Origin of the sequence: Sinorhizobium chiapasense, assembly GCF_045277575.1 — a bacterium.
Classification (GTDB): Bacteria; Pseudomonadota; Alphaproteobacteria; order Rhizobiales; family Rhizobiaceae; genus Ensifer; species Ensifer chiapasense_A.
Genome location: NZ_CP144205.1, coordinates 2,091,739 through 2,105,136, shown reverse-complemented (window position 1 = coordinate 2,105,136; position 13,398 = coordinate 2,091,739). Strand labels below are relative to the sequence as shown.

The 13,398-nt window shown below is 63.6% G+C and carries 14 protein-coding genes; 9 read left to right on the top strand and 5 right to left on the bottom strand.

Features of this window, described 5'->3' with window-relative positions:
* Window positions 1–119: 119 nt before the first annotated feature.
* Window positions 120–1,496, bottom strand: coding sequence for an MATE family efflux transporter (locus QM996_RS10300; protein ID WP_500267394.1), 1,377 nt, complete (start codon window positions 1,494–1,496; stop codon window positions 120–122).
* A gap of 546 nt (window positions 1,497–2,042) precedes the next feature.
* Here QM996_RS10300 and QM996_RS10295 point away from each other — a divergent pair.
* The 3 genes from QM996_RS10295 (at window position 2,043) to QM996_RS10285 (ending at window position 5,933) form a co-directional block, all read left to right on the top strand.
* On the top strand, window positions 2,043–3,821 hold the full coding sequence (locus tag QM996_RS10295; RefSeq protein WP_500267393.1) for an acetolactate synthase 3 large subunit: 1,779 nt from the start codon (window positions 2,043–2,045) through the stop codon (window positions 3,819–3,821).
* A gap of 23 nt (window positions 3,822–3,844) precedes the next feature.
* A complete protein-coding gene (gene ilvN / locus QM996_RS10290) occupies window positions 3,845–4,417 on the top strand; it encodes an acetolactate synthase small subunit (RefSeq protein WP_065374914.1) in 573 nt (190 codons plus the stop codon).
* Between the two features lie 442 nt (window positions 4,418–4,859).
* Window positions 4,860–5,933, top strand: a complete 1,074-nt coding sequence (locus tag QM996_RS10285) for an NADP-dependent oxidoreductase (RefSeq protein WP_500267392.1) — start codon at window positions 4,860–4,862, stop codon at window positions 5,931–5,933.
* A gap of 134 nt (window positions 5,934–6,067) precedes the next feature.
* Here the strand turns inward: QM996_RS10285 and QM996_RS10280 are convergent, their stop codons facing one another.
* Entirely contained in the window at window positions 6,068–6,913 is an 846-nt protein-coding gene (locus QM996_RS10280) for an aldo/keto reductase (protein WP_500267391.1), read from the bottom strand.
* A gap of 239 nt (window positions 6,914–7,152) precedes the next feature.
* Here QM996_RS10280 and QM996_RS10275 point away from each other — a divergent pair, with 239 nt between their 5' ends.
* The 6 genes from QM996_RS10275 to QM996_RS10250 all read left to right on the top strand — a co-directional run bounded on the left by QM996_RS10275 (window position 7,153) and on the right by QM996_RS10250 (window position 11,602).
* Complete coding sequence (locus tag QM996_RS10275) at window positions 7,153–7,746, top strand: LysE family translocator (protein ID WP_500267390.1); 594 nt, start codon at window positions 7,153–7,155, stop codon at window positions 7,744–7,746.
* A 196-nt stretch (window positions 7,747–7,942) separates the two neighbouring features.
* Complete coding sequence (gene nthA / locus QM996_RS10270) at window positions 7,943–8,578, top strand: nitrile hydratase subunit alpha (protein WP_500267389.1); 636 nt, start codon at window positions 7,943–7,945, stop codon at window positions 8,576–8,578.
* Entirely contained in the window at window positions 8,575–9,234 is a 660-nt protein-coding gene (gene nthB / locus QM996_RS10265; RefSeq protein WP_500267388.1) for a nitrile hydratase subunit beta, read from the top strand. The genes nthA and nthB overlap by 4 nt, the downstream gene beginning before the upstream one ends.
* The gene (locus QM996_RS10260) at window positions 9,221–9,595 is read left to right on the top strand and encodes a nitrile hydratase accessory protein (protein WP_500267387.1); all 375 of its coding nucleotides are present in this window, start codon (window positions 9,221–9,223) and stop codon (window positions 9,593–9,595) included. Before nthB ends, QM996_RS10260 begins: the two co-directional genes overlap by 14 nt.
* 187 nt (window positions 9,596–9,782) lie before the next feature.
* Window positions 9,783–10,724 (top strand): glycosyltransferase family 2 protein, encoded by a 942-nt coding sequence (locus QM996_RS10255; RefSeq protein WP_500267386.1) that lies wholly within the window; start codon window positions 9,783–9,785, stop codon window positions 10,722–10,724.
* 32 nt (window positions 10,725–10,756) lie between these two features.
* A complete protein-coding gene (locus QM996_RS10250) occupies window positions 10,757–11,602 on the top strand; it encodes a glycosyltransferase family 2 protein (RefSeq protein WP_500267385.1) in 846 nt (281 codons plus the stop codon).
* A gap of 38 nt (window positions 11,603–11,640) precedes the next feature.
* Here the strand turns inward: QM996_RS10250 and QM996_RS10245 are convergent, their stop codons facing one another.
* From QM996_RS10245 to QM996_RS10235, 3 genes are read right to left on the bottom strand one after another with little or no spacing between them, the layout of a single operon-like run.
* On the bottom strand, window positions 11,641–12,489 hold the full coding sequence (locus tag QM996_RS10245) for an anti-sigma factor family protein (RefSeq protein ID WP_500267384.1): 849 nt from the start codon (window positions 12,487–12,489) through the stop codon (window positions 11,641–11,643).
* Window positions 12,486–13,040 (bottom strand): RNA polymerase sigma factor, encoded by a 555-nt coding sequence (locus QM996_RS10240; RefSeq protein WP_500267383.1) that lies wholly within the window; start codon window positions 13,038–13,040, stop codon window positions 12,486–12,488. The genes QM996_RS10245 and QM996_RS10240 overlap by 4 nt, the downstream gene beginning before the upstream one ends.
* Window positions 13,024–13,398 (bottom strand): COG4315 family predicted lipoprotein, encoded by a 375-nt coding sequence (locus QM996_RS10235; RefSeq protein WP_500267382.1) that lies wholly within the window; start codon window positions 13,396–13,398, stop codon window positions 13,024–13,026. Before QM996_RS10235 ends, QM996_RS10240 begins: the two co-directional genes overlap by 17 nt.

Sequence of the window (13,398 nt, the reverse complement as noted above, 5' to 3'; positions counted from 1 at the left end):
CTCCAGCTGGCGGCCGACAGGTCTGGCGGAATGCGCGCGGGCAGCCGCGCGCGGTATTCCTCCGCTCGGAACATGGCAGCGTCGCCGATCGACCCCATCAGGGGTCGATCGTGTTTTCATCAGGGCAATCGGCCTGCAGTGACCCGCTGCTGCCGCGACGCCTGCCGGAGCACGAGCATCGCAACCACCAGCAACAGCGCCTCCGCCGTCGGCGTCGCGAACCAGATGCAGGGTTCGCCAAAGCTCGATGCGTAGAGCGCGACCAGCGGCATGGTGAAGAGATAGGGCTTTGAAAGCCCCAGAATGGCCGCCCGGCCGGCATCGCCGATCGCCTGGAAATAGCTGCCGAGCATGATCAGCGGACCCGAGAAGAGGTACATCGCGACCATGGCGGGCATGATACGCGCGACGTCGGCGACGACCGCATCGCTGTCGACGAAGAGCGCGCCGACCGGCCCGGCAAGACCGACGAGCAGGACTTCGATGGCAAGGCAATAGATCAACGCCACGAACAGGCCGAGGCGCAGCATCCTGTTCGCCCGATCGGCGAGGCCGGCGCCGATGTTGTTGCCGACGATCGCCTGCATCGCCTGGCTCAGCCCGAGAAGCGGCAGCAGCGCGAAGGTCATGATGCGGGTGACGATGCCATAGGCGGCGACCGTGGTGTCGTAGCTTTCGGCAGCCGTCTTCTGCAGTGCGGTCATGATCGTCACCGAAACCAGCGCCATGCCGATGAAGCCGAGGCTTTGCGGGCTCCCGAGCGCGATCATGCGGCTCCATCCCGTCAACGGACTGTGCCGGAACAGGGCCGACAGGCGGAGCTCGGTGCGTCCGACGGTGCGGAAGACGACGATGAGGTCAAGCGCCAGGGCCTGGGCGAGAACCGTGGCCGTGGCGGAGCCCGCAACGCCCCACCTGAGATGCGCGATCAGCACATAGTTGAGGGCGAGGTTCGCGATCGAGACCAGCAGGCTGAGGCCGACCATCAGCCCGGCGCGGCCTTCGCAACGAAGCGCATCCGAATGAACCGCCAGCAGGAACTGGATGGGCGTGCAGAAGATTATGATCGCGATATAGCTTTCGGCCATGCGGGCGAGGGGCCCGGGACCGTTGGCGAGCATCAGCACCAGTGGCTCGCCGAAAGCGACGAACAGGCCGATCAGTGCCACGGCAATCGAGAGCGCCAGCATGTGGGCGCCGGCAAAGACGCCGCGGGCATCCGTAAAGCGGCCGGCGCCGAGATGGCGGGCAAGCAGGCTCGCCATGCCGCTGACGACGAGCGTTGCCAGCGCCACCGTGAGGATGAAGATCGGGAAAACCGTGGTCACGGCGCCGACGGCATCGGCACCGACATAGATGCCGAGCATGACGGCATCGACGACGGCGAGAAGTCCGTTCATGCTCATCACGAAGATGATCGGCAAAGCCGTCTTTGCGAAGATCGCGCCGAGCGGCGCGGTCAAAAAGGTATTCTGCCTGGAAGTGTCCTTGGACATCCAACGCTCCTGTCTTCGCATTTCGATCGGGAAGAGGAGGGGCCCGCATTGCCTGCCACACGAAATGCGATCGGGGCGAGAGGGTGTCGTCAGATGTCAGATTTCACCGGGACGAGAACGTCTGCGAGCGGCGGGGATCTGAAGCCCGCAATGGAGGTAGCGCCAAGCAGCATCGCCGTCAAGCCGGGGGCTTCGATGGCCCTTGCACGTCCGTAGACGTGCGGCGCCGTGCCGTCATCGTCATGCTCCCGGTCGCCCGATTTTCTCGGCCGGCCATGGGGTCGAGCGCCTCGGTTTGCGCAACAATGTTCCGCACAGGAACCGGATCGTGTAACTAAAAGCCGTTGACGCATGGGGGTTTTGTGGTTATCAAATCGCCCCATGAAAAATTTCGCGGTTATTCTTGTGGTGGGACGGCGCATGGGCAGGATGGTGTAACCATCCGGCGGTAGCCACCCATGCGCTGAACGAGGCTCCTGACGGGGCCTTTTTTTATGCCTTCAAACAAGCTAAGCACCCAACGGGAAAAGGGACGGAAGCAGGTCAATGAGCGGTACAGAAAATCAGATGACAGGCGCGGAGATCGTTCTCCAGGCTCTGAGAGACAACGGCGTCGAGCATATCTTCGGCTATCCCGGCGGCGCCGTGCTTCCGATCTATGACGAAATCCACCAGCAGGACGATATCCAGCACATCCTCGTTCGCCACGAGCAGGGCGCCGGCCATATGGCCGAAGGTTATGCCCGCTCCACCGGCAAGGTCGGCGTCATGCTGGTCACGTCCGGCCCCGGCGCCACCAATGCGGTGACCCCGCTGCAGGACGCGCTGATGGATTCGATCCCGCTGGTCTGCATCTCCGGCCAGGTTCCGACCTCGTTGATCGGTTCCGACGCATTCCAGGAATGCGACACCGTCGGCATCACCCGGCCGTGCACCAAGCACAACTGGCTGGTCAAGGACGTCAACGATCTCGCCCGCATCATCCATGAGGCCTTCCGCGTCGCCCAGTCCGGCCGTCCGGGCCCTGTTGTCGTCGATATCCCGAAGGACATCCAGTTCGCGACCGGCACCTATACGCCGCCATCCGCCGTCCCGACCCAGAAGAGCTACCAGCCGAAGAAGCAGGGCGACCTGAAGAAGATCGAGGAAGCGGTCGAGTTGATGCGCACCGCGCGTCAGCCGATCATCTATTCCGGCGGCGGCGTCATCAATTCCGGTCCGGAAGCCTCGCATCTCTTGCGCGAGCTGGTCGAACTGACCGGCTTCCCGATCACCTCGACGCTGATGGGCCTCGGCGCCTATCCGGCCTCCGGCAAGAACTGGCTCGGCATGCTCGGCATGCACGGCACCTACGAAGCCAACATGGCGATGCATGATTGCGACGTCATGATCTGCATCGGCGCCCGCTTCGACGACCGCATCACCGGCCGCCTCAATGCGTTCTCGCCGAACTCCAAGAAGATCCACATCGACATCGATCCGTCGTCGATCAACAAGAACGTCCGCGTCGACGTGCCGATCCTCGGCGATGTCGGCACCGTTCTCGAAGACATGGTCCGCCTGTGGCGCGCGGCCTCCAAGTCGGCCGACAAGGCGCGTCTCTCGGACTGGTGGGAGACGATCACCAAGTGGCGCGCCCGCAACTCGCTCGCCTACACGCCGAACGACGAAGTCATCATGCCGCAATACGCGATCCAGCGGCTCTATGAGCTGAGCAAGGACCGCGACACCTACATCACGACCGAAGTCGGCCAGCACCAGATGTGGGCAGCGCAGTTCTTCGGCTTCGAGCAGCCGAACCGTTGGATGACTTCGGGCGGCCTCGGCACCATGGGCTATGGCTTTCCGGCGGCGATCGGCGCGCAGGTCGCGCATCCGAACAGCCTCGTCATCGACATCGCCGGCGACGCCTCGATCCAGATGTGCATCCAGGAAATGTCCTGCGCCGTTCAGTACGGCCTGCCGGTCAAGATCTTCATCCTCAACAACCAGTACATGGGCATGGTGCGGCAATGGCAGCAGCTGCTTCATGGCAACCGCCTGTCGCACTCCTACACCGAGGCGATGCCTGACTTCGTCAAGTTGGCGGAAGCCTATGGCGGCGTTGGTATCCGCTGCGACAAGCCGAGCGAACTCGACGCTGCGATCCGCCAGATGATCGACACGCCGGCACCGGTTATCTTCGATTGCCGTGTGGCGAACCTTGCCAACTGCTTCCCGATGATCCCGTCGGGCAAGGCCCACAACGAGATGCTCCTGCCCGACGAAGCCACGGACGAAGCGGTCGCCAACGCGATCGACGCCAAGGGCCGTCAGCTCGTCTGAGATAGGTAGAGGAACCAATTGAAATGAACGCACATCTTCAACCGACCGGCTCCGCCTACTTCATCGCCAAGGAGACCGAGCTCGCCGAAACCCATACGCTTTCGGTTCTCGTCGACAACGAGCCGGGCGTCCTTGCCCGCGTCATCGGCCTGTTCTCGGGCCGTGGCTACAACATCGAAAGCCTCACGGTTTCGGAAACGGAACACGAGGCGCACCTGTCGCGCATCACCATCGTGACGCGCGGCACACCGCACGTGCTCGACCAGATCAAGAACCAGCTCGAGCGGCTGGTGCCGGTGCACCGCGTCGTCGACCTGACGGTGCGTGCCGCCAGCCTCGGCCACGATCGGCCGATCGAGCGCGAGCTGGCACTCGTCAAGGTCCACGGCTCGGGCGACCACCGCGTCGAGGCCCTGCGTCTCGCCGACGCCTTCCGCGCCTCGGTCATCGACGCCAATATCGACCACTTCGTCTTCGAGATCACCGGCAAGCCGTCGAAGATCGAGCAGTTCATCGCCATCATGAAGCCGCTCGGCCTCATCGAAGTCTGCCGCACCGGCATTGCGGCGATGAATCGCGGCCCGCAGGGCATGTGACTTTTCTCGCGGGTGAGGGGGTAGCCTCGCGTGCTCTGCGTGAGGCTGTCCTCGGCGGTATTGCCCTGACGCTCCACGCGGAGCTGCCCCTCACCCCAGCCCTCTCCCCGCAGGCGGGGAGAGGGGGCTTTGGCGCTGAGTGCGCTGCACCCTTTCTGATCTCCAGACCCATAGCTTTCGGTGACGCCGGTGCTTTTGTACCGGGTGCCCGCCGCACGTTTCCTTCTCCCCGCGTGGCGGGGAGAAGGTGGCCGGCAGGCCGGATGAGGGGCGGGCGAAACCCTGGAACGTGCTTTGAATCGAGAGCATCTTTCTGCTTGCAGCGATTCCTCTTGAGAGCGAGGTGTTCTCACGGAAGCTGTTACACCATTCGCTCGGTTGACTTCGCCGGCATTTCTCGCCGACTAATCCCGGATGGAAATCCGAAGATATCGGGTGCCGGATGAGCTCCACGACGATGCGGGCATTGCTTCTGACACGATACGGCGGTCCCGACGCTGCTGAGTTGCGCCACGTGCCGCGTCCGCGACCGGCGCGCGGCGAAGTGCTGGTTCGGGTGCATGCCGCAGGTCTCAATCCCGTCGACTACAAAACGCGCGAAGGTGCTCTGAGGGTCGTCCAGCGCTATCCGTTGCCGATCGTCATGGGCAACGAGCTTGCCGGCGTGGTGGAGGAACTGGGGGAAGATGTCACGTCCTTCACGCCGGGAGACCGTGTCTTTGCGCGCATGCCCAAAGATGCCATGGGCGGCTTGGCCGAGTATGCGGTCGTCCCTGCAAAATTTCTGGCGAAGATGCCCGCATCGATCGATTTCTGCACCGCGGCTGGCGTGCCTCTCGCCGGTCTCACCGCATTGCAGGCGCTTCGTAACGAACTCGACGTGAAGCAGGGCAACAGGATCTTCATATCCGGCGGCGCAGGGGGCGTGGGCACCTTCGCCATCCAGTTGGCAAAAAGGCTGGGGGCAGAGGTGACAACCACGGCATCGCCTCGTGGTCGTGCGCTGGTCGAAGAGCTCGGCGCGGACGTGGTGATCGACTACACGAGACAACGGTTCGAGGAGCGCTTGCACGACATGGATGGCGTCTTCGATCTGCTCGGCGGCGAAGCGCTCGAAAGGTCGTTCAGCGTGGTCAAGCGCGGCGGAAAAGTGGTTTCCATCGCCGGCATGCCCGAGCCCGAGACCGCGCGGAAGGATCTCGGCGGTGGCGTGTTCCTGACGACCCTTTTCTGGCTTGCATCCTACAAGATACGCGCCGTCGCCAGGAAACATGACGTCACTTACCGCTATCTTTTCATGCATCCTGATGGAACCGAGCTTTCCGAGCTTGCCGATCTCATCGAGGCCGGGGCGGTCCGGCCCGTTATCGACCGTGTCTATCAGTTCAAGAACGTTTCGGAAGCCTTTGCCTATCTGGAATCCGGCCGCGCCAAGGGCAAGGTGGTGGTGGAGATGGAAGGCCCCTCCGCCTCATCGAAGTCTGCCGTACCCGCCGACGTCGCGCCCGACGGCTAACTTTCAGGGACGAGCAGGCTGCCAATCGTTCCTGTCGGGTCGAGTGGGCGCGGCGGATTCCCTTCTCCCCGCAGGCGGGGAGAAGGTGGCCGGCAGGCCGGATGAGGGGCCGGTTCGGCGCGAAGGCAGAGCCCTCAAATCATCTCCAGCGAGCGCTTGCGCCTCGGCGGCGGGAAGGCGCGGTCGAGGTCGGCGAGGTCGTCCGCCGTCAGGTGAATGTCCATCGCGTAGCGGTTTTCGCGGGCACGTGTCGCCGAGCCGGTCTTCGGGATCGAGATCACCCCCGGGCGGGTCTTGAGGAAGGCGAGGGCGATCTGGGCCGGGGTCGCCTGGTGCGCCTTGGCGATGTGGATGAGATCGGGGTTGCGCAGCAGCCGGCCCTCGTCGAGCGGCGAATAGGCCATGATCGCGATGCCACGTTGCTGGGACCAGGGCAGAAGGTCGAACTCGATGCCGCGGCGCGAGAGGTTGTAGAGCACCTGGTTGACGGCGACGTGGCTGCCGTCCGGCACCGACAGAAGCTCCTCCATGTCGTCGACGTCGAAGTTCGAGACACCCCAGGCGCGGATCTTGCCGGCCTTCTTCAGCGCTTCGAAAGCCGCGACCGTTTCGGCGAGCGGATAGCCGCCGCGCCAGTGCAGCAGATAGAGGTCGATATGGTCGATACCGAGATGCCTCAGGCTGCGCTCGCAGGCGGCCTCGGTGCCGAGCCGGCTGGCGTTCGACGGCAGCACCTTGCTGACGATGAAGGCCTCGTCGCGGCGGCCGCGCACCGCTTCGCCGACGACGCGCTCGGAGGCGCCATCGCCGTACATTTCCGCCGTGTCGATCAGCGTCATGCCAAGATCGAGACCGAGCTGCAGGCTTTTTACCTCATCGGCAGCGCGCGAGGGCGCGTCGCCCATGCGCCAGGTGCCTTGCCCCAGTACGGGCACGCGGCGGCCATCGGGCAGCGTCGTTGTCGGGATCGGATCATGCATGCTGTTCTCCTCGCGGGCGAATAGGTCGGACGGCGGTCGTCCGGTCAGATCGGCAATCTAGCGCAAAGTCGCGCGCTTTCGAGCCCACCTCCTCGACCAAGCTCTCTTGCGCTGCAGGCGGCTAATCTCGCGTGAAAGTCGTTGATAATGGCCTTCGTCAATTTGTCATGGTGACAAGTTCGCGTCTGGTGCCGGCCAATAGGTCAATTATGTTGACCCAATTAGCCCGGAGGAAACCCATGCAGGCCGATACGCTGCTGGCGCTGTTTTTGTTTGCATTCACCACATCGATCACGCCGGGACCGAACAACATGATGCTCTTCGCATCGGGCGTGAACTTCGGCTTCGTGCGCACCGTGCCGCATATGCTGGGCATCGGCGCCGGTTTCTTCGTGCTTCTGATCGCCGTCGGCTTCGGCCTCGGTGCGCTGCTCCATTCCGTGCCGCTCATCTACACCACGCTGAAATTTGCCGGCGGCGCCTATCTCGTCTGGATCGCCTGGAAGATCGGCACCTCGCGTTCGCTGGGCGAGGGCAAGGCGGGTTCCAGGCCGATGACCTTCCTGCAGGCGGCGGCCTTCCAATGGGTCAATCCCAAGGCCTGGGTCATGGCGGTTTCGGCCATGGCCACCTATACCAGCAGCGAGAGCTATCTGATGAGCGTTCTCGTCGTCGGTCTCGTCTTTGCGCTCGTCAACGTGCCGAGCGTTTCCACCTGGGCGGGCTTCGGCTCGGCGCTCCGCCAGTGGCTGTCCGAGCCGTCGCGGCTGAAATGGTTCAATATCACCATGGCGGTACTGCTCGTCGTCAGCCTCTGGCCGATGCTGAAATAGAGAAAGCCGAAAGACCGTGGAGGTGCCCGGCGGTTTCGGCGGGCGTGATTCTGCACTACAGCGCCGCGCGTCTTATGAGACGCGCAAAGGTCGCTGTAGCACTTTGACTTGATGCATGTCTTTGTCCTTAAATCGAGCTCGATTTAAGGAGACATGCAGTAGTAATGACAGCGATTTCCCGGCGGAGGAGCCAGGCATGTCCGAACACCATCACGGCCACGATCACGACCATCACCACGACAATCATTTCACCGACATGGAAGCGCGGGTGAAGGCGCTGGAGACGGTGCTGACCGAGAAGGGGCTGATCGATCCGGCGGCGATCGATGCGATCGTCGAGACCTATGAAACGAAGATCGGCCCGCGCAACGGTGCGCGCGTGGTGGCGAAGGCCTGGGTCGACGCCGATTTCGCCGAGTGGCTGAAGCGTGACGCCACGGCGGCGATCGCCAGCCTTGGCTTCACGGGCCGCCAGGGCGAGCATATGCGCGCCGTGTTCAACACGGCCGACACCCATAACCTCGTCGTCTGCACGCTGTGCTCCTGCTATCCCTGGTCAGTGCTCGGCCTGCCGCCGGTGTGGTACAAGGCGCCGCCCTATCGTTCGCGCGCCGTCATCGATCCGCGCGGGGTGCTCAAGGAATTTGGGGTGACGCTACCGGCGGCGACCCGTATCCGGGTGTGGGATTCGACGGCGGAACTGCGCTATCTCGTGGTGCCGGAACGGCCGGCGGGCACCGAAGGCTTCAGCGAGGAGGAACTGGCGGAACTGGTGACGCGCGATTCCATGATCGGCACCGGCCTGGCGCTTTCCGCGGAGGCGCTTCGATGAACGGCCCCCACGATCTCGGCGGCGCCCACGGCCTCGGGCCAGTGGCGCCGGAAAAGGACGAACCCTATTTCCATGCGGAATGGGAGAAGCGGGCGCTCGGCATCACGCTCTCCTGCGGTGCCTTCGGCGCCTGGACGATCGACGAAAGCCGGCATGCGCGCGAAAGCCTGCCGCCGGCGACCTATCTTTCGGCGAGCTATTACGAGATCTGGACGCGGGCGCTGGAGACGCTGCTGAAGCGCCACGGCTTCGTGAGCCAGGCCGAACTCGACGGCGGCCACAGGCTGAAACAGGGTGCGACCCCGAAGCGGGTACTGAAGGCCGACATGGTCGCCGGCGTGCTCGCCAAGGGTGGCCCCTGTGATCGCCCTGTCGAAACCGCGCCGCGCTTTGCCGTCGGTGACCGGGTGCGCACGAAGAATTTCAACCCGGAAACCCATACGCGCCTGCCGCGCTACGCCCGCGCCAAACTCGGCCGGGTGGAGGCTGTGCAGGGCTCCTTCGTCTTCCCGGATGACAACGCCCATGGTCGCGGCGAAAATCCGCAATGGGTCTATACCGTCGTCTTCGACGGGCCTGAGGTCTGGGGCGAGGGCGCCGACCCGACGCTGACGGTCTCGATCGATGCCTGGGAGAGCTATCTTGAGCACGTGTAAGGTGGTGTCGCCGCTCATCGCCTCGGCCGAGCTGCCGAAATCGCCGGAGGGTGATCCGGTTTTCGCCGAACCCTGGCAGGCGAACGCCTTTGCCATGACCGTGCGCCTCCACGAGAAAGGCGTATTCTCCTGGCCGGAATGGGCCGAGGCGCTTTCGGCCGAACTCTACAAGCCCGGCCGCAAGGCGGACGCCAGCGACTATTACGACTGCTGGGTGGCAGCGCTCTCGCGCCTCGTCACCGAACTCTCGATCGCCTCCGGCCGCGAACTGGAACACCTGACGCGGAGCTGGCAGCGGGCGGCGGAAGCGACGCCGCATGGCCAGCCGATCGTGCTCGCCAACGATCCCGAGCGCCCCTGACGTCGAAGGCCCCGCCGGAATAGAAAGTTGATCGCAGCCGGATTTTCACGTAGAGGCTGCTAAGCTAAACGATCCGGGGCTTGCCGTGGGCGAAACGCGATATCCTTTTTCCTCCACGGAGGCGGCGGAGAGCGTATTCGGAAGGACGCCGCTCCAGCGTCTCAGTACTTGGCTGGAAACGAAAAGGATGGCCCGGCGCGAGAGGAAAAAGAAGCGCCGGCACGAGTTGACGTGCCTCAACGCGCGGGGGCCGGCGACCTTGGCGTCCGACGATATCCCGCTGATGTTCATCACCCATAACGACCTCAAGCTGATGCCGTCGTTCCTGGCGCATTACCGCAAGCTCGGAGTAACGCGCTTCATCTGCGTCGACGACGTCTCATCCGACGGTACGCGCGACTATCTGGTGGCGCAGCCGGATGTCGACGTCTGGTCGTCCATCGTTCGATTCAAGGAGGCGCGGCGCGGGCGCGAGTGGCGGGAAACGCTGTTCGAGCGCTATGGCACCGGCCGCTGGTACGTCAATGTCGATTCCGACGAGTATCTCGTCTACGACGGCTATGAGGAACGCGGGCTCGGCTGGCTCATTCCGGTGCTGGAGCGCATGGGCGCCTGCCGTCTGCTCGCCCCCATGCTCGACATGTATCCGGTCGACCTCGAGCGCGCCGACGTCGAGAAGCTGAAGCAGCAGGCTCCCTGGGAGATTGCCGATCATTTCGACGCTGCCGGCTATACGATGTGCGCGATGAAGCGGGCCATTTGCGTCAAGGGCGGACCGCGCCAGCGCAAGTTCGGCGCCGACCTCGAGATGGTCAAATATCCGCTGATCTTCTGGGACGGCGAATGCTGCTTCGGCCCCAGTATCCATCAACCATTGCCTTATGACAGGAATTTCCCGGCCGCCATGGGCGTGCTCTTGCATTTCAAGTTCTTCGCCGATTATGCCGAGGTCGTCGATGCGGCGGCGGCAGGCGGCCAATATTTCGATGCCTCCGCCGTCTATGTGAAAATCAAGGAGAGCATTGCAAATGCCGGCGGCCTGCAATTGACGTCGGACGTATCGGTGCGCTTTACCGGATCGAGGCAATTGCTGGATCTCGGATTCATAACGCGGCTTGAGCGCGCCTGAGGCGCCGCCCGGAAAAATAGCTTGGAGTGAGAATGGGGAAGGCGAAACTCGTCGTTCTGTTTCCGGTCTTCAATGGGGCAAAGACCCTGGAGAAGTGCCTGCAGTGCATCGCGGATCAGGATTTCAAGGATTTTCGTGCCATCATCCTCGAGAACAGGTCGACCGATGGTTCGCTGGAAATCGCCAGGGCCTTTGCGGCGAAAGATCCTCGCTTCGAGGTGCTCGAGAACGAGGTGCATCTCGACGCCGACGAGAACTTTCTCAAGTGCTTCCGCCTCGGTACCGAGCTCGGCGAATATTTCTGCCTGCGGGCTTGCGACGACTATTCGACGCTCGACTACCTGTCGCGCCTCGTCGCCGCGCTCGAAGCGGACGAGACCAAGCTTCTGGGGGCTTCGGACGTCCGGCGGATCAGCAAAGGCAAGGAGCGCCTTGCCACCCCCAACCGCGATGTCTTGAATTTTGCCCAACGCATCCGCGACGGCAAGATCCCGCGCAATCTCAGCTATCCGTCCGAATGGGTGTACGGCATCTATCGGTCGGAAGGCAGCCTGGAGATCCTGCTTAGCCGCTATGCGGAGTTCAGCTATCCCTGGACCGGCGCCTCCTACATCATCACGGAGTTCGTGGTGCGCGATCTCGTCGCCTATGTGGAGGGGCCGGAGTTCCATTTCATCGAGGGTTCGGGATCGGTTCAGCGCTATGGGGCAAAGACCTTCCGGGAGAAATTTGCGCAGCGCTGGGAATATACGGTCGGCTGCTATCGGTTGAAGGACAAGCTGCCGCCGATGTCGCCGTGGACGCGGTTCCTGCTGTTCCGCATGTTCTGGAACGACGCGCGCCGCAAGACCCGCTACAAGCTGCTCGGCTTCTTCTGAGCGGATGAAACGCGCCAGTGAGACGGCACGGCGCCGTCTCAGCTTCCCGTCGCCTCGCTCCTGTCAAACTGGCGGTAGCACTCGTGGGCCACCTGCTGCAGCAGGTCGCGCGGCACCTCGCCGGTGACGGCGTAGCCGATCGAACCGTCGATCCAGTAGAAGGTCTCGACGCCGTCGGCGCTGTCGATGCGGAAACTGGTCTCGCGGTTGTCGTCGTTGCGGCCGAGAAGAACGGTCAGCCGGCGTCCGGTGCCGTCCTCATACATGAACATCGCCCCCGCCTTGCCGTTGACCGGCAGCAGCCGGCCGCCGACCAGCGAGAAGCCGAGCGAGGAGAGATCGGGGATCGACAGCGGGTGATCGAGGCGCTTTCCGAGCCAGTTGGCAAGATGGCTCTGTTCGTCGGCGCCGACTTCCACCGCGTGGCGCACTTCGCTGGCATAGACCAGGAAGGCCGATTGCGCCTGTCGCGGCAGGCTGTCGGCGGTCTCGATCGCACGGCTGTCGCGATCGGCCGAAAGCAGCGCGGGTGCATAGAGGCCGGTGAGCCCGCCGGCGGCAAAAAGTGCGAGACCGGCGGCGATGGCGCGCAGATGGCGGATGGCGGAGCCTGTGTCCTTACCGTTGTTCTTGCCCGGGTACGGTTGCGGAAGATCGCTATGGCTGTGGTTCGAGAGCAAGGCGCGGTCGCGTGCGTCGCTATGGGCGTAACCGGCGAAGAGCGCACGAAGGTCCACCGCCTGCGCTTGCCATTGCCTGACTTCTTCGGCGCGCGCGGGGTTGCGCTCCAGCCATTGCTCGATCCGTTCCCGTTCCCGCGGGGTCAAGAAACCGTCGACATAGGCGTGCAGGTCGTCTTCGGAGACGGTGTTGAGATCTTCCGTCATTTCGGTCTCCGCATGCTGATCACATTGTCGTCCTTCATGGCTTCGGCCAACTGGCGTCGGGCGCGCGAGAGCCGCGACATGACAGTGCCGATCGGAATGGCCATCATCTCGGCCACGTCCTGGTAGCGGTACCCCTCGATCACCACGAGCATCAGCACCGAGCGGTTTTCGGTCGAAAGGCCGTTCAGCGCCCGTTCGAGCTTGGAGCGTTCCAGCGGATCGCTCTCGCGGTTCTCTGCCTCGAGCCCCAGATCCTCGTCCAGTGCCACCTGCGGGTGCATGGCGAGGTAGCGGTGCCGGTTGCGCCCGAGATTGGTCATGATGGTGAAGGCCCAGGCGCGCAGATTGACGCCACGCCACTGTGCGCGGCGCGCCAGCACCTTCTCCACGCAATCCTGCAGCAGGTCCTCGCCGTCCGGGTCCGAACGCACGAGGCTGCGGGCATAGCGTCTCAGCGCCGGCACGAGTGCCAGCACATCCTCCTCGAACCGGTCGGATGCGGGGGGATCGCCCCCCGCATCCGCATTTCCGCCATTACGGCTTTGCGACATCCCATTCGCCCTTTACGCCGTCGCCGGTAATGTCACCCATCTTCTTGTCCTTGACGAAGAAATACAGCGGCATGCCGTCCTTCGCCCATTGCTTCTTACCGTCCTTGCGCTCGACGAGCGTATAGGCGCCTTCGGCCTTGGCACTGGCTTCCGCCAGGAAGGGCGGCCAGTTCTTGGCGCACTTGTCGTAGCAAGTGGACATGCCGCCATGGTCGTCCTTGTAGGTATAGAGCGTCATGCCGTTTTCGCCGGCCAGTACCTTGCCCTTGGCCGATTCGACTTCCTTGACCGGCGGCGCGGCAAAGGCCGTGGCGCCGGCGGCAAGGAGCATGGCGATCGTCAATGGAAACGTTCTCAT